The organism is Rhodococcus sp. 3258, from assembly GCF_031456475.1.
Classification (GTDB): Bacteria; Actinomycetota; Actinomycetes; order Mycobacteriales; family Mycobacteriaceae; genus Rhodococcoides; species Rhodococcoides fascians.
On record NZ_JAVDUT010000003.1, the window covers coordinates 91064 to 109279 of the forward strand.

Sequence of the window (18216 nt, forward strand, 5' to 3'; positions counted from 1 at the left end):
TCAGCTTGCTCCCGTCATCACGTCATCGTTCACGATCGTCAGTCGTCCCTCGTCGTCGCGTTCGACATACAGGCTCCGTCGGTACTCGGGCATGCTGTCCGGGAAATCCCGTCGGGTGTGACACCCTCGGCTCTCTCGGCGGTGCGCCGCAGCCAGCACGATCACGTCTGCCGCTGCCGTCAGGGCGGCATCCTCGACCGCTACGCCGTCGACCGGCGGTTCCGACACCACGCCGTGTGCCAGCACGTTCTGTGCCGCCGCAAGACCGGACGCATCGCGGACGACACCGACGTGCGTGGTCATGGTTCGCTGCAGTACCGCGCGATCGATCCGCCGGTAGACAGGCAGTGCGGTATCGGACACGGCGACGGTGGTTCCGACCCGCTCCGCGGCGACGAGCGCAGCGCGTTCGCCGACCACCAGACCCTCGAGCAGACTGTTCGACGCCAACCGGTTGGCACCGTGCAGCCCGGTGCGCGCCACCTCGCCCGCGGCAAGCAATCCCGAGACGGACGTCCGTCCGAACGTGTCGGTCACGATCCCTCCGCACGAGTAGTGCGCGGCGGGTGCCACGGGGATGAGATCCGTTGCGGGATCGATGCCGGCGTCCAGGCACGATGCCGTCACGGTCGGGAAACGCTCACGCACGTGCTCCACGCGACGGGCGTCCAGCAACACGTGGTCGTCGCCGCTGCGGTACAGCAACTCGGCGATGGCACGCGAGACCACGTCGCGTGGTGCGAGGTCGCCCATGGGATGAACACCGTCCATGAATGCGCGGCCGGTGGCATCGACCAAGCGTGCACCCTCTCCGCGCACCGCTTCGCTGATCAACGGGCGACGGCCCGTCGACCCTGCGGCGAACAGCACGGTCGGGTGGAACTGAACGAACTCCAGATCCGCGATCCGTGCGCCCGCATCGAGGGCCAGTGCAATGCCGTCGGCCGTGGCACCGGCCGGGTTGGTACTGCACGAGAACAGTTGTCCCAGGCCGCCTGTCGCGAGCAACACCGTCGGAGTGCGAACGACGCCGACACCGCGAGGCCCGCGCACGAGGAGTCCGGCCACCGCGCCGTCGGTGGTCAGTACACGCAGCGCGGTGGTGTCGAATTCCACCGAAGGCACTGCGGAGTCCAGTGCGCGTTGTACCTCCGCTCCGGTGGCATCGCCGCCGGAATGGATGATTCGGCGAACACTGTGGCCACCCTCTCGGGTGCGGGAAACCGAACCGTCGGGCGCGCGATCGAAATGTGCGCCGGCGACTTCGAGCGACGCGATCGCCGCGCGGCCGCCCGACACGATGGAACGCACCGCATCCTCGTCGCACAGGCCCGCGCCTGCTGCGCAGGTATCCGACACGTGCGCATCGATCGAGTCGCCGAGATCGGTGCCGACGACTGCGATTCCGCCCTGCGCATACTTGGTCGCGGTGTCGACCGAACTGCCCTTGCTGACCGTCAGCACGCGCAGACCGCGAGCGGCGGCCGTGCGAGCCGCGGTCAGTCCGGCGATTCCGCCGCCGACGACGACGAGGTCGGCCGCGGTTTCCCAGGCGACCGACGGGTTCACTCGCCGCCGCCGGGTGTGCCGATCTCGATCATGCGTTGCACCGACTTGCTGGCGATGTTCGCCGTTTCGAGGTCGACGTGGACCTCGTCGCGCCCTTCGACGAGGCAGCGCAACAGCGCGGCGGGCGTGATCATCTTCATGTATCCGCACGACGCGCGGTCGTTGACGGCCAAGAAGTCGACATCGGGTGCAGCCCTGCGGAGTTGATGCAGCATCCCGATCTCGGTGGCGACCAGAACCTGCTTGGATTCGGTGGCGCGGGCCGCGTCGAGCATGCCGCCGGTGGAGAGGATCTTGACCTTGTCGGCGGGCACGAATCCTTCGCCGGCGAGGTAGAGAGCCGAGGTGGCGCAACCGCATTCGGGATGCACGTAGAGCTCTGCATCGGGGTGGGTTCGAGACTTCTCGGCGAGCTCGTCGCCGTTGATGCCTGCGTGGACGTGGCATTCACCGGCCCAGATGTGCAGATTCTCGCGCCCGGTCACGCGCTTGACATGAGCCCCGAGGAACTGGTCGGGCAGGAAGAGGATGTCGCGGCTCAGATCGATCGATTGCACGACCTCGACCGCGTTGGACGAGGTGCAGCAGATGTCGGTGAGCGCCTTGATCTCGGCTGTCGTGTTGACGTAGGAGACGACGACGGCATCCGGGAAGTCTGCTTTCCACTCGCGCAACTGCTCGGCAGTGATCGAGTCGGCGAGCGAGCAACCCGCACGCTGGTCCGGGATCAGGATCGTCTTCTGCGGGCTGAGGATCTTGGCGGTCTCGGCCATGAAGTGCACGCCGCAGAACACGATGGTGTCCTCGGATACCTCGGCGGCCATACGCGAGAGCGCGAGCGAATCACCCACGTGATCGGCAACGTCCTGAATCGCAGGCAGCTGGTAGTTGTGCGCCAGCAGGGTCGCGCCTCGCAGATCGGCGAGCCGTCGCACTTCCGCGGCCCATTCAGCCGACGCGTCGACTCCCCCGTAACCACCGGCTCCATCGACGATGTCGCGGACTCCGGCGAAAGCCGAGTCCAGGAAGTTCACCTGGGTAGCGCTGCTGGTCATGACGGTTCTCCTTCACCGATCATCCGGTCGTCGGCGACCGAATTTCCTCCGAGGGAGTTTTCGACTTATGATCGAAAACATGATTCATCGTAGCACCGTCCACGAAGTACTCATTGCGGTGTTCCAAGTTCGGGTCTTTTCCGACCCCGACACCCCTGAACTGGCGGTCCTGTTGTGGCAGCGTGCACTCGACCCCGAGGCGGGCACCTGGTCACTCCCCGGGGGCACCCTGCGCGACGACGAGAACCTGGCCACGTCCGCGCGGAGACAGCTCGCCGAGAAGGTCGACGTACGCAAGGTGGCACACCTCGAGCAGCTGTCCATCTTCAGCGAGCCCGACAGAGTGCCGGGAGATCGCCGAATCGCGTCGACGTTTCTGGGCCTCGTACCGATCGCGGCCGAGCCGACCCTGCCCGCGGATACGACCTGGTACCCGGTGTCGCGGCTGCCCGCCATGTCGTTCGATCACGGAACGGTCGTCGAGCACGCACGGCATCGACTGGTCGCCAAACTGTCGTACACCAACATCGGATTCGCCCTCGCCCCTGCAGAATTCGCGATTTCGACGCTTCGCGAGATCTACGGCGCTGCCCTCGGCTACCAGGTCGACGCCACCAATCTGCAACGGGTACTGAGCCGCCGCGGCGTCATCGAACCCACCGGACGGCGGGCACCGTCGGGTCGAGCGGGTGGACGGCCCCCGGCATTGTTCCGGTTCGCCGACAACAGCATTCGCGTCACCGACGAGTTCGCGGCATTGCGGCCACCACAGGGATGAACGAGATCTGCCGTCAGTCGGGCACCCGCGAGTCGAACGACGGCGGCGGCGGAGCGACGTCGAATTCGATCTCGTCGAGCTCGGGATCGGAATCGGGGTGCTGCAGATCGTCGTTGGGATTCATCGCCGCGAGCAGCAGTATCACCAACGATGCCGTCAGTGCCTGCACGATCAGTGCCGTTGGCGTGTCGATACTCGGTGCAACCCGGACGATCGATCCGACGGCAGGCTCGTCCGCCCGCGGGAATCGCAGCGCCGCAACGCCGTTGCCCACCAGCACTGCTGCGACCGAGCCGACGAACGACCCGACGAACACGGCCACGAACAGCCGTGGACCCCGCTGGGAAATCCACAGCCACCACCCGATCGGCACGAGAATGCCGAGAGCGAACGAGACGAGGACGAACAGGGCGAGAGCGTCGAAACGATGCAGACTCTCCCCGGTCAGTGTTGCTCCTCTGTCCTGCGCGACGACGAGCAACTGCTGGCTCGGTGCCAGGAATCCCCACAGCACACCGCCGACGGCGGACAGCGCGATCGTCACACCGCCGACCAGAGCCACAAAGCGAAGCGTTCGACGCCGCTCCGGAGTCTCGACGGCAGACGAGGTCGTCACCTAACGCCTACCCGTGGCGGCGGAATCGATCAGGCCGTGCCGCGAGCACACCGACGTCCATCCGTCGGGCACGATCTGCACCACCATCCTGCGACCGCACCGGTCGCAGTACCTCGGCGGCTCCAGCCCGAGACCGACGGCAACCGAGAACGACGGTGCCCCCGCATCCGTACCGACCTCGACAGGCCGACCGGTGTGCGGGTCGTACCGGCTCTCGCTCGTCATTCGACCCACCTTAATACGCGCATCAGATCGTCGAGTTCAACGCTTTGATCGGCATCTGCAGTTCCCCGAGAAGATCGAGATCCTCCTCGGCAGGACGACCGAGCGTCGTCAAGTAGTTTCCGACGATGATCGCGTTGATGCCGCCCAGAATTCCCTGCTGAGCTCCGAGATCACCGAGAGTGATCTCGCGGCCGCCCGCGAATCGAAGAATCGTCCGCGGCAGGGCCAGCCGGAAGGCGGCAACGGCTCGCAACGCATCCGATGCAGGCAGCACGTCCAGATCTCCGAACGGCGTTCCGGGACGTGGGTTCAAGAAATTCAGGGGAACCTCGTCGGGTTCGAGAGCGCCGAGATCGGCTGCGAACTCGGCTCGCTGCTCCAGCGTCTCGCCCATACCGAGGATGCCTCCGCAACAGACCTCCATGCCGGCCTCGCGGACCATCCGCAGTGTGTTCCAGCGTTCCTCCCAGGTATGGGTGGTGACCACGTTCGGGAAGTAGGACCGCGAGGTCTCGAGGTTGTGGTTGTAGCGGTGCACACCCATTGCCGCGAGTTGGTCGACCTGATCCTGGTCCAGCATGCCCAGCGAACAAGCGATGTCGATGTCGACCTCGCCGCGAATGGCTTCGATTCCCGCGGCGACCTGCGCGAGCAGTCGAGCGTCCGGACCCCGCACTGCGGCCACGATGCAGAACTCCGTGGCCCCGGTCTTCGCGGTCTGTTTCGCCGCCTCGACCAACGACGGAATATCGAGCCAGGCTGCCCGCACCGGAGAGGCGAACAGGCCCGACTGCGAGCAGAAGTGGCAGTCCTCGGGGCAGCCTCCGGTCTTGAGGCTGACGATCCCCTCGACCTCCACTTCCGGTCCGCACCATCGCATCCGAACCTCGTGCGCCAGTTGCATCGTCTCTTCGAGACGGTCCTCTCCGAGCTCGAGTACCTCGAGCACCTGGGATCGATCGAGCGCGATGCCGTTGTCGAGCACCTGCAGGCGCGCCGTACGCAATATGTCCATACCGGTCCCCTCGTCGTCGAACGGTCTCGGAATTGAACACCGTTCAAGTTGAACGGCGTTCACGTTAGGCACCGCACTCGGCTACTGTCAAAGCGAAACACCGCGTCGAACGGCAGGGGTCGGAAGTGCAGCTACGCAGGCAGGACGTCCTGGACGGTGCAATAGCCATTCTCGACGAGTACGGCCTCGCGGATCTGACCATGCGCCGCCTGGCGACCTCGCTGCACGTCCAACCCGGAGCGCTGTACTGGCACTTCCCCAACAAGCAGACGCTGCTGGGAGCGATCGCAGATCACATACTGTCCGGTGCCGAAGCACCGTCGACGGAAGAACTGTGGGACGCGCAGATCTCGCAGATCGCACATCGACTTCGCGACGCGCTGCTCTCCCGGCGCGACGGAGCCGAACTGGTCGCCTCCACCTACGCCTCGCGGCTCACCACCAACCGCATCCGTGAACGCATCGCCGCGGTCTGCATTCGTGCCGGGTTGCCCAGAGTCGACGCCGAACTGACCGCCGATACGCTGCTGTACTACGTGCTCGGCCATACCGTGGACGAACAGGCTCGGCTCCAGATGGACTCGGCCGGGGCGCTGACCGCCGACGCGTCCCCGATGTTCGAGCGCCCCGATCCCACCAGCAAATTCGACTTCGGTCTCCGGCTCTTTCTGGACGGCGTGCGCCACGCCGCGTCCGAACCACGCTCCGTCAGGATTCGGTGAACACGATTCGGTCGCGTCCGTTGTCCAGAGTCATCGTGTCGTCTTCTCTGGACCATTTCGGCTTCGAGGACAGAAACTCCGACAGCCACCGATCCTGCTCCATGAGCTCGGCCGGGCACCCCATCCGCGTGGCACCCAGGGAATCGACGGTGAGCGTCCCCAGCGAAGTGTCGACGGTGCCGAACAACCTGTTGCATCCGGCTTCGGCCGAGATGCGGTCGTCGGCGAACTCGAGCCGGATCGTCGTACCCGAGACCGGGGTGTAGGAACCGTCGGCATCGACGGAGGTGTAATTCTTGTCTGCCGGGAATTCCCCGTACGAATCGGTGCAGCCCGAGGCCAACACGCTCACGCCACAGGCGAGAGCGAGCAGTGCCCGGCGCGCGTCAGCCACCGAAGATCGGCCCCAGACCGGCCGCACCGGCATTTCCGCGGGAGGCAAACGGGTTGTCGTGCACCATGTACGTCCACGTCGACGTCGGTCGGCGCATACCGGCATTGTCGAGATCGATTCCGTCGGAGGTGATCTCGGCCGACTCGAATGTCGCGTGGGACAGATCCATGGCCTTGGCGGAGACAGTCTTGAAGGCCTCGACCGCAATTCGGTGGTACTCGTCGAGTGGATTCTCGCGACCCAGCGCACGGAGGTGGATGCTCTCGCGCACGTCGGCCAGGTGCGCTAGGTAGTCCGACCACGCGCGGTCGAGGTGGTGAAGAACGATTCGGCGGGCGACCACCACGAGGGTCTCCTCCGACACGTTCTCGCGAAGTTCCTTCGATCGCGTCGGCGACTGCTCCTCGAGCAGAGCCAACGCCTCTCCGGTGCTCAGCAACGCTGCCCTACGACGGTCCAGAATCTCCCGATGCTGCGCCGTCAGTTGGTTGTAGCGCCAGGTACGTGAGTGTATTTCGAGCATCTGTCCTTCGGCGATGCGCTGGGCATGATCGACTCGATCGGCTGCGGCGGCAGAGGTGAACAGGCCGCTGTCGTCGATGCCTTTCGGTGCGTCCTTGTCACCGATGTTGTTCTTGACGACGTCGTCCTCCCAACTGCTGAAGAACACCGAACGGCCCGGGTCGCCCTGCCTGCCCGCACGTCCTCGCAATTGATTGTCGAGCCGCTCGGTGGTGTGGCGGCCGGTGCCGACGACGAACAGCCCACCCAACTCGGCGATGCGGTCGCGGTCGGCCCCCTCCGGTCCCCCGAGCTTGATATCGGTTCCGCGCCCGGCGATCTGCGTCGAGACGGTGACCGCGCCGTGCACTCCGGCGGCAGCGATGACCGCGGCCTCCTCGGCGTCGTTCTTGGCGTTGAGTACGACGGCGTCCACACCGGATTCCGCGAGGATCGCCGCCAGCGTCTCCGACTCCGCGACATCGTGCGTTCCGACGAGTATCGGTTGCCCGGTCTCGTGAATTTCCTTGACCTGCTGCGCAATTGCGGCATTCTTGTGCTCGACCGTGTCGTACACCCGGTCGACCTCGTCGACCCGCACCGTCGGCACGTTCGGCTCGATGACCGAGACGCCGAGCCCGTAGAACGTACGCAGCTGCTCCCCCGCCGCCATTGCCGTGCCGGTCATTCCACATACGGTGGCATACCGGTTGATCAGCGCCTGCACCGTGATCGTGTCGAGAATTTCACCGGTCTCGGTGGGCTCGAGCCCCTCCTTGATCTCTACGGCCGCCTGTAACCCGTCCGGCCAACGCTGCAAGTCCGCCACTCGGCCACGGGAAGCGTTGATCAGCTGAACACGTCCCTCACGCACGATGTAGTCGACATCGCGTTGCACCAGCACCTGAGCGTGCAGCGCGACATTGACCGCAACGAGGGTCGATCCGACGTGCTGCTCGGAGTAGAGATCGATTCCGCCGAGTTCCTTCTCGAGCCGAAGCGCGCCCTCGTCCGTGAGGAACACATTGCGTCCTTCGGCATCGGTGTCGAAGTCGATCCCCTTGTCCAACAGGCGGACTGCGTCCATCACCGTCGAGGTCGACACGTCACCCGATACCGAGCCGGCCAACACCAACGGCACCAACGCTTCGTCGACCAACACCGAGTCGGCCTCGTCGATCAGTGCGACATCCGGGACGGGCGACACCAGATCGGCACGATCGTCGACCAAATGGTCACGGAGTACATCGAATCCGACCTCGTTGACCGACGCGTACGTGATATCGCACGCGTAGGAATCACGACGTTCCTGCGCGGAGGACGACTCGGCGATGGAACCGACAGTGATACCCAGAGCCTCGAACAGCGGAGCCATCCACCGCGCATCACGTTGTGCGAGAAAGTCGTTGACCGAGATGACGTGAACCCTGCGACCGGACAGAACGTATCCCACCGCAGCCACGGCCCCGGACAACGTCTTTCCTTCGCCGGTCGCCATTTCCACCACGTCACCGGCGAGCAGTCGCTCGGCTCCCAGAAGTTGTACGTCGAACGGTCGCATGCCGAGCGTGCGGTCGCTCGCCTCACGCGTCAACGCCAGGTACCGCGGAACGTCGAGTTTCGACGCGCTCGGGGCCCGCAACGCAGCGGCCTCGGTGGCCAATTCGGCGTCCGACAAGCCCGAAGCCCAGCTCGCATGGTCTCCGGCCTGCTCGACGCGCCGACGCGACGCGCTCTGCGCCTTCTGCGCAGAGCGGCCGAGTACACGCCAGAATCGGTCGGAGCCCACAGCCATCTGTCATCCCTACTCGAGAAAGTACGTGATCTTCTTTCCCACAGTACCGAGTGCCGATTGCCCACTACCCCGCGTCGAGCGGCGTTGTCACTGCAATTCTGCGCGTGCCGTCGGCCGACGTCACCACCTGGTAGGCGTTGCGCTCGGTTCCCACGGGCGAGCCGTCGGCGTCGAGGTTCTCCAACAGCAGATGCCCGACCCACACACCGGGCGTCTCGATCTCGGTGACGATGCCACGTGCGCGAACGCCCTCGATCCCGCGCGAGCGATAGTAGGACTGGCCCTGGGCGAAGAAGTCTCGGGTCTGCTGCGGGTCGGAGATGGCGGCGCATCCCCCAGCCGTGACGGCCAACGCCGGGTAGTTGTAAATACCTGCTAGCCCGTCCAGATCTCCGGCCGACAAGTAGGCGGTGTAGCGAGCGAAGAATTGGTCGATCGTTTCGGTGTCGGGTGTCATGTCGTAGAACGCTACGACTCGCTCCCGCGCAGCCACTGTCACCGCGCTGATCGCCCTCCGACTATCGAGACCCGAACAGAGCATGGACAAACCGAGGGGTACGTATTAACGTCTTCCACTAATCAACTAGTGAAAGGCTTCTGGTGATCGCCTACCGTATCGATCGTCAGTCCGGCATTCCCACCTATGTCCAACTGATACTGCAGACCAAACAGGCCCTACGACTGGGAACACTCGCCGTCGGTGACCGACTGCCGACAGCAAAAGAAGTGGTCACGGCGCTGGCCATCAATCCCAACACCGTCCTCAAGGCGTACCGAGAACTCGAACGCGACGGGCTGGTCCAACCACGAACCGGTTCCGGGACGTTCGTCGTCGCCTCGCTCGCAAAACCCGGCATGGCCGAACGATCGGCGCTCGAGACCGAACTCGACCGCTGGATCCGACACTGCACGGCCGCAGGACTGGACAGACCTGACCTCGAAGCCATCGTCACCGCCGCACTCGACAAGCAATTCGACCGAACCGAAAGAGACGAAACATGACCGACGCGGTGCTCACCATGGACGAGGTGGCCAAATCGTTTCGCAGGAAGACCGTCCTCGACGGATGCTCGTTCGCAGTCGAAAGAGGAAGCGTCACAGCGTTGGTCGGCTCCAACGGTGCCGGAAAGTCGACGCTGCTGTCGCTGGCCGTCGGCCTGCTGACACCGGACAGCGGAACCATTCGGGTTCTGGGTGAGGGCGTTACCCAACGCGGAATCTCGCCCGGCCTGTCCTATCTGGCGCAGCACAAGCCCCTCTACCCACACTTCACCGTCGCCGAACTGCTGCGATTCGGCCGAAACACGAACTCGCACTGGGACGATGCGTACGCGAAGGAAATCGTCGACGCCGCCGGAATCGCCACCTCCGCTCGGGTCGAGTCCCTCTCCCCCGGCCACCGCACGCGGATTGCCCTCGCACTGGCACTCGGGCGTCGACCCGAAGTACTGCTGCTCGACGAGCCGCTTGCCGATCTCGATCCGGTCGCTCGCAGGGCGGTGGCACGCACCCTGATGCGCGATGCAGCCGAGAACGGTACGACGATCGTGCTGTCCTCACACGTGCTGTCCGAGCTCGTCGACGTCGCCGACCGGCTGTTGCTGCTACGCGGTGGGCGAATGCGACTCGACGGGGACCTCGACGCCATCACCGCCGACCACTACCTTCTCGCCGGCAGCTCCGACGCCGACCCGACGGTCGAGGACGGCACCATCGTGTCCGAGGTGTTCGGTTCCGGGGCAACAACATTCGTCGTACAGGGCAAACAACCGACAACGACACCACCGGGGTGGACAGTCGAGAACGCCACCCTCGACGACGTCGTACTCGCCCACCTCGGAACGGAGACCACCTGATGATCTGGGTGACTTGGAGACAATTTCGCGCGACCATCCTGTTCGGGGCGTTGACGCCACTGCTGTTGGCTGCGATCACGATTGCCGTCACGGTGATCGGCGGCGGTGTGATTCCGTCTCCGTATCTGCAGGGTTGTCGATCCTTCGGTTCGTCCGACTGCACCGTCGGAACCGTGCAGACGATAGCGATACTCACGACGATCGTCTTGCCCGTCGTCCTGGGGGCATTCGTCGGGGTGACCGTCTTCTCCCGCGATCTCGAACGTCGCACCCACGTACTCGGTTTGACTCAATCCGTGAGCAGACGCCGCTGGTACAGCGTGCGCATTCTGGTCGTGTTCACACCGATCGTCGGGGCGATGACGGTGCTCGGATGCGTGCTGTTCGCAGCCAAGTACAACACTGCACCCGATTCCTTCGCGATGTCCTTCGCGGGGTCGAGCGCATCGCGGTTGGACTTTCCCATCTTCGGGGCCACGGGATTCGTCGCAGGCGCGTACACGGCCGTCGGATTGATGGTCGGTTCGGCATGCGCACTTGCGATGCGGAACACGATCGCTGCGATGATCACCACCGTCATCGTGTCGACTGCATTCCTTGCACTGCTGCCGACGCAGTTACGCGAGCACTATGCGACTCCCCAGACAGACCGAGTATCGGTGGAGCAGAAGGTCGACGACATGTACGGCGGCACTCCGGACTACTACAGACCAGGCGACTCGATCAGTTTGTTCCCACGTTGGGAATTCTCTGCCGACTACGTCGACAGCAACGGCAGTCCGGTGCCCGTCGACTTGATGGACTGCAATTGGACCCAGAACTACAGGGATCTGAGCGAATTCGAGACGGTCGCCGAGTACGAGGAGTACTCCGACCGCGAGAGCGTGGAACGTCGCAACATCGAGATCCAGTGCATTCGGGATCAGGGTGCCGAGGCCTACGAGACGCGCTATCACGAGGACAGATCGTTCTGGCGGTTCCAGGCGATCGAGTCGGCGTTGTCGTTGGTGGTTGCCGGGCTTCTCGGGGGCGTGTCACTCCTGCTGCTGCGCAGGCTGCGTCCCTAGGGCAGGTCTGCCGCAGCTACCTCTGCGCTGGAATTCCGAGCGGTTTCCGATTCCAGATCACTGTGGCCACGAGGGCGGGGAGGCCGAGGACCAGAACCATGATTCCGACTACGAGTGCAGCAGTGGACCACGGCCTGGACACCCCCAGCTGATCGGCCAGGGTGACCGCGCCGACGATGCCGAGGATCCAGGCGAGAAATTCGATTCGGCGAACGCGTCGGGATGTCGGATCCGAGGTTGCCCACCACGCACCGACGGACGAACACGCGAGGGCGCACACGAGCAACCAGTACTCCGCCATCTCGGCCTCCTCGAAGTCGATGGTGTGATCAGGGTAGTTCGCGTGCCGCCCGTCCGTTCACAATTGTGCGACCAGCAGTGGCAGACCCACCGCGGCCGTTGTGCGCCATCGGTGGTCGGCCATGTCGGATACCTCGGTCTCGACCGGGTTGATCTCGACCACGGTTGCGCCCGCACTGCGTGCGACGGCGGGCAGTCCGGCGAACGGGTACACCACGCCCGACGTACCGACCACAAGCACCAGATCTGCGGCGCGCACAGCATTCTCGGCTGCTTCCCACGCCTGTTCGGGCAGCGATTCGCCGAACCACACGGCCCCGGGACGGATGAGTCCGCCGCACCGGGGACAGTCCGGCGGCGGAACACGCTGATCTGCGTCGATCAGAATGTCGTCGTCCAGAATGTCGGTGTCGTCGAGTTCCGCGCGCACTCCACACTCGCTGCAGTACGGCTCGAAGAGGCTTCCGTGTACGTGTGCGAGCACTGTGGATCCGGCTCGTTCGTGCAGATCGTCGACGTTCTGCGTGGCGATGTCCACCTGCGCATGCTGGAGCCATTGCGCGACGGCGCGGTGGCCGGCGTTGGGTTCGGAACGACGAACCAATGCTGCACGCCACCGGTACCAACCCCACACGAGGTCGCTGTCGGCGAGCCAGCCCTCGGGACTGGCGAGGTCCTTCGGATCGAAGTCCTGCCACAGACCGGTCCGGGCGTCGCGAAACGTTGCAATTCCGGATTCGGCCGACATGCCGGCCCCGGTCAGAACGACGATGCGCGACGCCGCTCGTGCGGCGTCCACGATGGGTTGTGGAACGGCGTCGACCGTCTGCTCGTGCGAATGGGTCACACAGCTATTGTGCCAACCGGTGTTCGCTCACGCGCTACCGTGTGGGCATGAGCATCGACACCGATACCCGTACGCGGCGACGCTGGCCCCTGTGGACCGCAGCGGTCACCGCTGTGGTCGTGGTGGTGGCCGTCGGTGTTCTGTGGCTCGCCCCGAGTCGCTATCTACCGTGGGACACCGAATCGTTCCCCGAGGTGAACAGCGCCGAGTTGACCGTCGACCAGGCCCGTGTGGTGGACCTGCTGCGAGTCGAGCACGAGAAGCAGCGTCCGGGAACCTTCTATGCAGAGGGCGTGGACGAGGCCTGGTGCGCCGACTTCGTCAGCTGGATCATGAAGGAAGCGGGCATGCCGTTGTCGAATCCCAACTCGGGTTCGTGGCGCATTCCCGGCGTCTACACGCTGCAGGAGTACTACCAGCAAGAGGGACGATTCGAGACCGTCGGCAACTACACGCCGTCGGTGGGTGATGTGGTGTTGTACGACAACAGCAGTTGGGTCGGCCAACACACCAACGTCATCGTGGCTGTCGACGGCAGCGAGGCCGTCACCGTGGGCGGGAACGAAGCCGGCAAGATCAGGATTCACACTCTGAATTACGAATCCGACTCGGGTGTAGTCGGATTCGGCCGATTGGCATCCTGAGGGCCGTCATTGCGACGGGGTGCTGGAACGGTCGCCGAGTGACCGCGCCCCTCCGTCTCTCTTCGCTCTGTACAGCAACAGGTCGGCTCGGTCGAAACAGTCGTAGAGCGATTCCCCCGGACGCAATGTCGTGTAACCGGCGGAGAATGTCTGCTCGTCCGGGACGACGGCTGCGAGTTCGGTCAGCACGGTTGCCATCGTCGTCGACCTGGTATCGGGCATCGCGATGGCGAATTCCTCCCCGCCCCACCTGGCGACATACGCTCGCCCTGCAAGCAATTTCATTGCGGCAGTGGAGAACTGGACCAACAGGCGATCGCCGCGGCCGTGTCCGTACTTGTCGTTGAACGACTTGAAGCGATCGAAATCGATCATCGCCATCGCCAGCGACACGTCGACTCCGCGCGGAGTCGTCAACTGAGACAACCGATCTCGCCATCCACGCCGATTGAGCAGCCCGGTCAAGGGATCGGTCAGCGCAGCCTCCCGTAGGTCGTCCTCCAACCGCCGCCGATCGGTGACGTCGTGGACCACCGCCATGGTCCATCGTCGGCCGTCCGGGCCGGGGACCTCGCTGGCCGACACCCAACCCCACCGCACCGTGCCGTCGGGGTGCAGGTATCGCTTCTCGACGTGTACGGATTCACCACGGGCCTCGGCGTCGTCCATCATCTGTTCCATCGCCGCGTGTTGGTCCAGGTCGTCGGGGTGGGTGAATTCACGGGAGGATCGGCCCCACAGTAGGTCCCTGGGGCACCCCACGATTGCCGCATACGCCTCGTTCGCGAGTAACAGCAGCCCGTGTTCGTCGGCGAGTGCCATTCCCACCGTGCTGGCCTCGAACATCTCCCGATACCAGCCATCGGCGTCGACCATGATTGTCCGGTTCACTTCCTCGAACGGTGCGAGCCACATCGATTCACACGACACACCGACGATACGCCGTCGTGGGGGCCCGAACAGTATCCAGCGATCGGTCTTGACCTTGACGCTACGTCAACGTTCACACTGGACGCATGAGAATCGGATCCCTCGCCGATGCCGCCGGAACGACCCCGCGGACGGTGCGCCACTACCACCGACTCGGCTTGCTCTCCGAGCCTCGGCGGCTGTCCAACGGCTACCGCGAGTACACGATCGACGACGTCGTTCGGCTGATGCGAATCCGATGGTTGGCCGAGTGCGGAATGCCGCTGGGCGCGATAGCGGCAGTGCTCGACGGAAAAGCGACGGACGAGCCCGACGTGGTCGCGGACCTGCGAGCCTTGCTGGCCGGCATCGAGACCGAGCAGACGGCATTGGCACACAAGCACAGTCGCTTGTCGGCGTTGCTCGTCGACGCTGTCGAACGGCGTCCTCTGACCGCGCTCCCACGAGATGTTGCAGCAACGTTCGGGTCCTTGCTCGATGCAGCGGACGAACGGGACCGGCCCGCGCTGATCCGCGAACGCGATCTACTCGAAGTGATCGCAATTTCGGGCCGCGTCCCGGCGGCATTCTTCGAGACGATGTCCGCCGCGCTCGGCGATCACGACCTACGTCGGAGATACCTGGTGTTGCTACGACGCTTCGGTGCCCTCGAGGGCCGAAGCGTCGCCGAATCCGAGGACGACATCGACGCGTTGGCCGACGAGTTGGTGTCCGTACTCGATGTCGAGTCCTTCGCTCAGGCGCCCGAGTCCGCTGCGCTCGGGAGCGAATCGACCGCGCTGCTCGACATCGAGGACATCGTTCCCGACGCGGCCCAACGCGCCGTCGTCCTCCGCACCACAGCTCGTCTGCTCGACGGTGAGCATCCGGCAGGAACCTCACAGTGACCCCGGATCGGGGTGCCCAGGTCGGCAGATGGCACGCACTGCTGTTGTGGGCACGCGGCCGCCACGCTCCGATCGCGGCCGACTCTGCCGAGTTCACCGCGGTGCGCGGAACGGGTTCGATGCCGTTGATGTTCGGTGTGGCCTCGGTCGTCGAGATCGTCGTCGTGCATCTCCTGGTTCCGTGGCTGTGGCTCGATATCGTGCTCGGTGCGCTCTCGGTCGTATCGATCGTTCTGCTGGCGTCGGCCACAGCCGTCGGCCGGGTGCACCCCCATGTCCTCACACCCGAAGCACTCGTCCTGCGCACCTCCGGCGAGGTCGTCACCACGGTGGAGAGATCGACGATCGTTTCGGCCCGACTCCATCGCCGGTTCGGCGTGGTGGCTCCCACTGTCCGCGACGACCGAGCCGTGTTACCGAACCAGGACGGCACGAACGTCGACATCACGTTGTCGACCCGCACCACAGTCGTCGTACCCGCACCCCTACGTCGGTGGCGGGTCGAGGGCACCGCGACGTCCATCGGCTTGTACGTGGACGATCCCGTGGCCCTGGTCGCCGCGTTGTCCTCGGTTCCGGCCGACGGTGGGATGTGAACCCGAACTGCCGCGGGACCGGTGAGACCACGCTGTGAGAAACCGGCGACGAGCTGGGACCGGCACCGCAGTACGGACTCCGAGGAGTGCGTCACCGCGCGTACACGTATTGTTTGCTGAGAACGTCTTCTTGTTTGCGACGAACCTCGTCGTCTGCCGAGCAGCTTCCGAGACGAACACCACCGACCGTGACCGCCCGACCAGTGGTCGATCGACAGCCGGAGCCATTCCCCTTTCATGCAGGTACACCCGAGCGGAACCGATCACGAATCGGCAACCGATTCCGCGGCCCCGAGTTCGGTGTCGGCTCCCGTCGTGCCGCGACCGCCACAGCGCCACGATCTGAACGGTCTGCGTGGTGTCGCAATCGCCCTGGTGGTCGTGTTCCACATCTGGATGGGCCGGGTGTCGGGCGGAGTCGATGTCTTCCTCACGCTGTCCGGTTTCTTCTTCACTGCGTCGTTGCTTCGATCGGCCGAGGCCGGCGCGAGCCTGAACCCGATCACCCGCATCGTTCGCGTGCTCCGCAGACTCGGACCGCCGCTGGCGCTGACTCTGTTGGCGGTAGCGGCCGCGTCGGTGTTCCTGCTACCGCGGACCCGCTGGGCCGACGTGGGCGACCAACTCGTCTCCGGTGTCTTCTTCTTCGTGAACTGGCAGTTGGCGACGACGGCCAACGACTACCTGGCGGCCGACCCCTCGGTGAGCCCGGTCCAGCACCTGTGGTCCGTCGCGGTGCAATTCCAGTTCTATCTGCTCGCGATTGCCGTCGTGTTCGGTCTGGCGTGGATTCTGCGCACGATGCGACCGGAGGGACCGCGAAGTCTGCGACCACAGACCTTCGCCGTGATCTTCGCCGTCATCGCGGTGTTGTCGTTCGTGTATGCGGCGGACGGTGCTCGACGCCATCAGGCGTGGAACTACTACGACACGGGTGCGCGACTCTGGGAGATCATGCTCGGTGCGGCGGTCGCGGCCACGTTCGCGGCATTCGCCGGCAGAAACACCGGGGCCGATGCCCGCGTGAGTCGGGTGGGATCGACCGCCCGGGGCGCGCTCGCCGCCGGTGCGATGTTCGTCATCGTCGTCTGTGGATTCGTGGTGGACGGCGTGACCGCGTTCCCCGGTCCCCTGGCGCTGATTCCAGTACTGGCCACTGTGGCGCTGATCATCGCAGGCTCGAACACCGTGGTCGCCGCGACGTTGTCCAACCGGTTCTTCGCCTGGGTCGGCTCGATCGCGTTTCCGTTGTACCTGTGGCACTGGCCGCTGTTGATCTTCTACCTGTCGGCCACCGGCAGGACCCACGCGGACATACCCGGCGGACTCGGCATCGTCGGTGCATCGGTCGCACTCGCGTGGCTCACCGTCCGCTTCGTGGAGCGTCCCACGCAGGCCACCACATTCACTCCCGGCCGCATCGCAGTCACGGCCGTCGCCCTCGTTGCTGCCGTGGCGGTGACAGCCGGTTCGGTCGGCTGGAACGCCTACATCGAACGATCGATCTCGGCCGTGCAGGCCGACGAATCGGTCGACGAAGCCACGCACCCGGGGGCGCTGGAACTGACCGACGGCATTCGCGTCGAACCGGCCGAGATGACGCCTCCCCTGTACTCCGCTCCCGAGGATCTTCCCGTCACCACCCTCGAGGGCTGCATCGCGGATTTCGAGACTCGCGACGCTCTGTCCTGTACCTACGGCGACGTCGATGCGGCCCGAACGATCGTGCTGGCGGGGAGCTCACACGCCGAGCACTGGGTGACGGCTCTCGACACTCTGGGGCGGCGGCACGGCTTCAAGGTGGTCACGTTCGTGAAGATGGGGTGCCCGCTCAGCCTGGACACGATGCCGATGCTCGGGCAGAACGAGTACCCGGATTGTCTGGACTGGACCCGGACCGTGCTCGACGACGTCGCATCGATGCAACCGGAATACGTGTTCACCACGGCCACCCGGCCCCGCGACGACTTCCCCGGCGACTTCACCCCGCCCTGGTACGTCTCGGTCTGGCAGCAGTTGATCGCCGACGGTGTCGGCGTCCTCGGCATCAGGGACACGCCGTGGCTCGCGTATCGAGCCATCGACTGCCTGGCCGACGGCGGCTCGGCCACCTCGTGCGGCATCCCGCGAGACGAGGCGCTCGACTCGGTCAACCCCGCTCTGGCGTCCTCGTTCCAGCTGAGCGGATTCTCCGCCCTCGACCTCTCGGACGCGGTGTGCGACGACACCGTCTGTCGCGTCGAGCAGGGGAACGTACTGATCTATCGCGACGAGCATCATCTCACCGCCACCTACGTGCGAACCCTGACCACCGAGCTCGGCCGGCAGCTCGGATCTGCGACCGGCTGGTGGGCCGGACCGTGAGCGGAACGGCTCGCGCTCGGTAAGCCTGGTCCCACCGGTCACAGTAGGGTTGATC

20 protein-coding genes are annotated in these 18216 nt (G+C 65.0%); 9 read left to right on the plus strand and 11 right to left on the minus strand.

The genetic code is table 11. The features are described 5' to 3' along the window. Positions 1–1569 carry an L-aspartate oxidase gene (locus tag J2X62_RS11290; protein WP_032406690.1) on the minus strand — a complete coding sequence of 523 codons (1569 nt, stop codon included), beginning with the start codon at positions 1567–1569 and terminating at the stop codon, positions 1–3. Further along, positions 1566–2624 carry a quinolinate synthase NadA gene (gene nadA / locus J2X62_RS11295; RefSeq protein WP_167327932.1) on the minus strand — a complete coding sequence of 353 codons (1059 nt, stop codon included), beginning with the start codon at positions 2622–2624 and terminating at the stop codon, positions 1566–1568. Before nadA ends, J2X62_RS11290 begins: the two co-directional genes overlap by 4 nt. Positions 2625–2703: 79 nt before the next feature. On the opposite strand from nadA, the gene J2X62_RS11300 reads away from it, so the two are divergent. After that, positions 2704–3402, plus strand: a complete 699-nt coding sequence (locus J2X62_RS11300) for an NUDIX domain-containing protein (RefSeq protein ID WP_032382936.1) — start codon at positions 2704–2706, stop codon at positions 3400–3402. A gap of 13 nt (positions 3403–3415) precedes the next feature. Here the strand turns inward: J2X62_RS11300 and J2X62_RS11305 are convergent, their stop codons facing one another. From J2X62_RS11305 to bioB, 3 genes are read right to left on the minus strand one after another with little or no spacing between them, the layout of a single operon-like run. Then, positions 3416–4018, minus strand: a complete 603-nt coding sequence (locus J2X62_RS11305; RefSeq protein ID WP_032382835.1) for a DUF2567 domain-containing protein — start codon at positions 4016–4018, stop codon at positions 3416–3418. Next, positions 4019–4243 (minus strand): hypothetical protein, encoded by a 225-nt coding sequence (locus tag J2X62_RS11310; protein ID WP_032382834.1) that lies wholly within the window; start codon positions 4241–4243, stop codon positions 4019–4021. It abuts the gene before it with no gap. Between the two features lie 22 nt (positions 4244–4265). Continuing rightward, positions 4266–5258, minus strand: coding sequence for a biotin synthase BioB (bioB, locus tag J2X62_RS11315; RefSeq protein WP_032370319.1), 993 nt, complete (start codon positions 5256–5258; stop codon positions 4266–4268). A 125-nt stretch (positions 5259–5383) separates the two neighbouring features. On the opposite strand from bioB, the gene J2X62_RS11320 reads away from it, so the two are divergent. Continuing rightward, positions 5384–5980 carry a TetR/AcrR family transcriptional regulator C-terminal domain-containing protein gene (locus tag J2X62_RS11320; protein WP_230074481.1) on the plus strand — a complete coding sequence of 199 codons (597 nt, stop codon included), beginning with the start codon at positions 5384–5386 and terminating at the stop codon, positions 5978–5980. Here the strand turns inward: J2X62_RS11320 and J2X62_RS11325 are convergent. From J2X62_RS11325 to J2X62_RS11335, 3 genes are all read right to left on the minus strand, one after another. Continuing rightward, entirely contained in the window at positions 5967–6374 is a 408-nt protein-coding gene (locus J2X62_RS11325; RefSeq protein WP_052054876.1) for an META domain-containing protein, read from the minus strand. The two genes, J2X62_RS11320 and J2X62_RS11325, sit on opposite strands and share 14 nt — an antisense overlap. Further along, a complete protein-coding gene (gene secA2 / locus J2X62_RS11330) occupies positions 6367–8670 on the minus strand; it encodes an accessory Sec system translocase SecA2 (protein WP_310180568.1) in 2304 nt (767 codons plus the stop codon). The genes J2X62_RS11325 and secA2 overlap by 8 nt, the downstream gene beginning before the upstream one ends. A gap of 64 nt (positions 8671–8734) precedes the next feature. Beyond that, a complete protein-coding gene (locus J2X62_RS11335; protein ID WP_201010806.1) occupies positions 8735–9127 on the minus strand; it encodes a hypothetical protein in 393 nt (130 codons plus the stop codon). 143 nt (positions 9128–9270) lie between these two features. On the opposite strand from J2X62_RS11335, the gene J2X62_RS11340 reads away from it, so the two are divergent. From J2X62_RS11340 to J2X62_RS11350, 3 genes are read left to right on the plus strand one after another with little or no spacing between them, the layout of a single operon-like run. After that, positions 9271–9672: a GntR family transcriptional regulator gene (locus tag J2X62_RS11340; RefSeq protein WP_027497311.1), complete on the plus strand. Its 402-nt coding sequence runs from the start codon at positions 9271–9273 to the stop codon at positions 9670–9672. After that, positions 9669–10526, plus strand: a complete 858-nt coding sequence (locus J2X62_RS11345) for an ABC transporter ATP-binding protein (protein ID WP_310180577.1) — start codon at positions 9669–9671, stop codon at positions 10524–10526. Before J2X62_RS11340 ends, J2X62_RS11345 begins: the two co-directional genes overlap by 4 nt. Next, a complete protein-coding gene (locus tag J2X62_RS11350) occupies positions 10526–11593 on the plus strand; it encodes an ABC transporter permease (RefSeq protein WP_310180580.1) in 1068 nt (355 codons plus the stop codon). Before J2X62_RS11345 ends, J2X62_RS11350 begins: the two co-directional genes overlap by 1 nt. Before the next feature lie 16 nt (positions 11594–11609). On the opposite strand, the gene J2X62_RS11355 is transcribed toward J2X62_RS11350, so the two are convergent. Both J2X62_RS11355 and J2X62_RS11360 read right to left on the minus strand, forming a co-directional pair. Beyond that, a complete protein-coding gene (locus tag J2X62_RS11355; protein ID WP_283549387.1) occupies positions 11610–11894 on the minus strand; it encodes a hypothetical protein in 285 nt (94 codons plus the stop codon). Positions 11895–11951: 57 nt separating this feature from the next. Further along, positions 11952–12740, minus strand: coding sequence for an NAD-dependent deacylase (locus J2X62_RS11360; protein WP_310180585.1), 789 nt, complete (start codon positions 12738–12740; stop codon positions 11952–11954). Between the two features lie 47 nt (positions 12741–12787). Here J2X62_RS11360 and J2X62_RS11365 point away from each other — a divergent pair, with 47 nt between their 5' ends. Further along, on the plus strand, positions 12788–13384 hold the full coding sequence (locus J2X62_RS11365) for a CHAP domain-containing protein (RefSeq protein ID WP_310180587.1): 597 nt from the start codon (positions 12788–12790) through the stop codon (positions 13382–13384). 6 nt (positions 13385–13390) lie between these two features. Here J2X62_RS11365 and J2X62_RS11370 read toward each other — a convergent pair whose 3' ends face one another. Then, positions 13391–14275, minus strand: coding sequence for a diguanylate cyclase domain-containing protein (locus J2X62_RS11370; protein WP_310180589.1), 885 nt, complete (start codon positions 14273–14275; stop codon positions 13391–13393). A gap of 125 nt (positions 14276–14400) precedes the next feature. Between J2X62_RS11370 and J2X62_RS11375 the strand changes: the two genes are divergently transcribed. The 3 genes from J2X62_RS11375 (at position 14401) to J2X62_RS11385 (ending at position 18161) form a co-directional block, all read left to right on the plus strand. After that, entirely contained in the window at positions 14401–15201 is an 801-nt protein-coding gene (locus tag J2X62_RS11375; RefSeq protein ID WP_310180591.1) for a MerR family transcriptional regulator, read from the plus strand. Beyond that, positions 15198–15797, plus strand: a complete 600-nt coding sequence (locus tag J2X62_RS11380) for a hypothetical protein (protein ID WP_310180593.1) — start codon at positions 15198–15200, stop codon at positions 15795–15797. The genes J2X62_RS11375 and J2X62_RS11380 overlap by 4 nt, the downstream gene beginning before the upstream one ends. A gap of 237 nt (positions 15798–16034) precedes the next feature. Continuing rightward, positions 16035–18161 carry an acyltransferase family protein gene (locus tag J2X62_RS11385; protein WP_094644260.1) on the plus strand — a complete coding sequence of 709 codons (2127 nt, stop codon included), beginning with the start codon at positions 16035–16037 and terminating at the stop codon, positions 18159–18161. Positions 18162–18216: the final 55 nt, after the last annotated feature.

Bases quoted from the DNA above. Each gene is read 5' to 3' on its own strand.
- J2X62_RS11365 (WP_310180587.1), top strand. From the start codon at position 12,788: ATGAGCATCGACACCGATACCCGTACGCGGCGACGCTGGCCCCTGTGG.
- nadA (WP_167327932.1), bottom strand. From the start codon at position 2,624: ATGACCAGCAGCGCTACCCAGGTGAACTTCCTGGACTCGGCTTTCGCC.
- J2X62_RS11350 (WP_310180580.1), top strand. From the start codon at position 10,526: ATGATCTGGGTGACTTGGAGACAATTTCGCGCGACCATCCTGTTCGGG.
- J2X62_RS11300 (WP_032382936.1), top strand. From the start codon at position 2,704: ATGATTCATCGTAGCACCGTCCACGAAGTACTCATTGCGGTGTTCCAA.
- bioB (WP_032370319.1), bottom strand. From the start codon at position 5,258: ATGGACATATTGCGTACGGCGCGCCTGCAGGTGCTCGACAACGGCATC.
- J2X62_RS11345 (WP_310180577.1), top strand. From the start codon at position 9,669: ATGACCGACGCGGTGCTCACCATGGACGAGGTGGCCAAATCGTTTCGC.
- J2X62_RS11355 (WP_283549387.1), bottom strand. From the start codon at position 11,894: ATGGCGGAGTACTGGTTGCTCGTGTGCGCCCTCGCGTGTTCGTCCGTC.
- J2X62_RS11375 (WP_310180591.1), top strand. From the start codon at position 14,401: ATGAGAATCGGATCCCTCGCCGATGCCGCCGGAACGACCCCGCGGACG.
- secA2 (WP_310180568.1), bottom strand. From the start codon at position 8,670: ATGGCTGTGGGCTCCGACCGATTCTGGCGTGTACTCGGCCGCTCTGCG.
- J2X62_RS11385 (WP_094644260.1), top strand. From the start codon at position 16,035: ATGCAGGTACACCCGAGCGGAACCGATCACGAATCGGCAACCGATTCC.
- J2X62_RS11335 (WP_201010806.1), bottom strand. From the start codon at position 9,127: ATGACACCCGACACCGAAACGATCGACCAATTCTTCGCTCGCTACACC.
- J2X62_RS11310 (WP_032382834.1), bottom strand. From the start codon at position 4,243: ATGACGAGCGAGAGCCGGTACGACCCGCACACCGGTCGGCCTGTCGAG.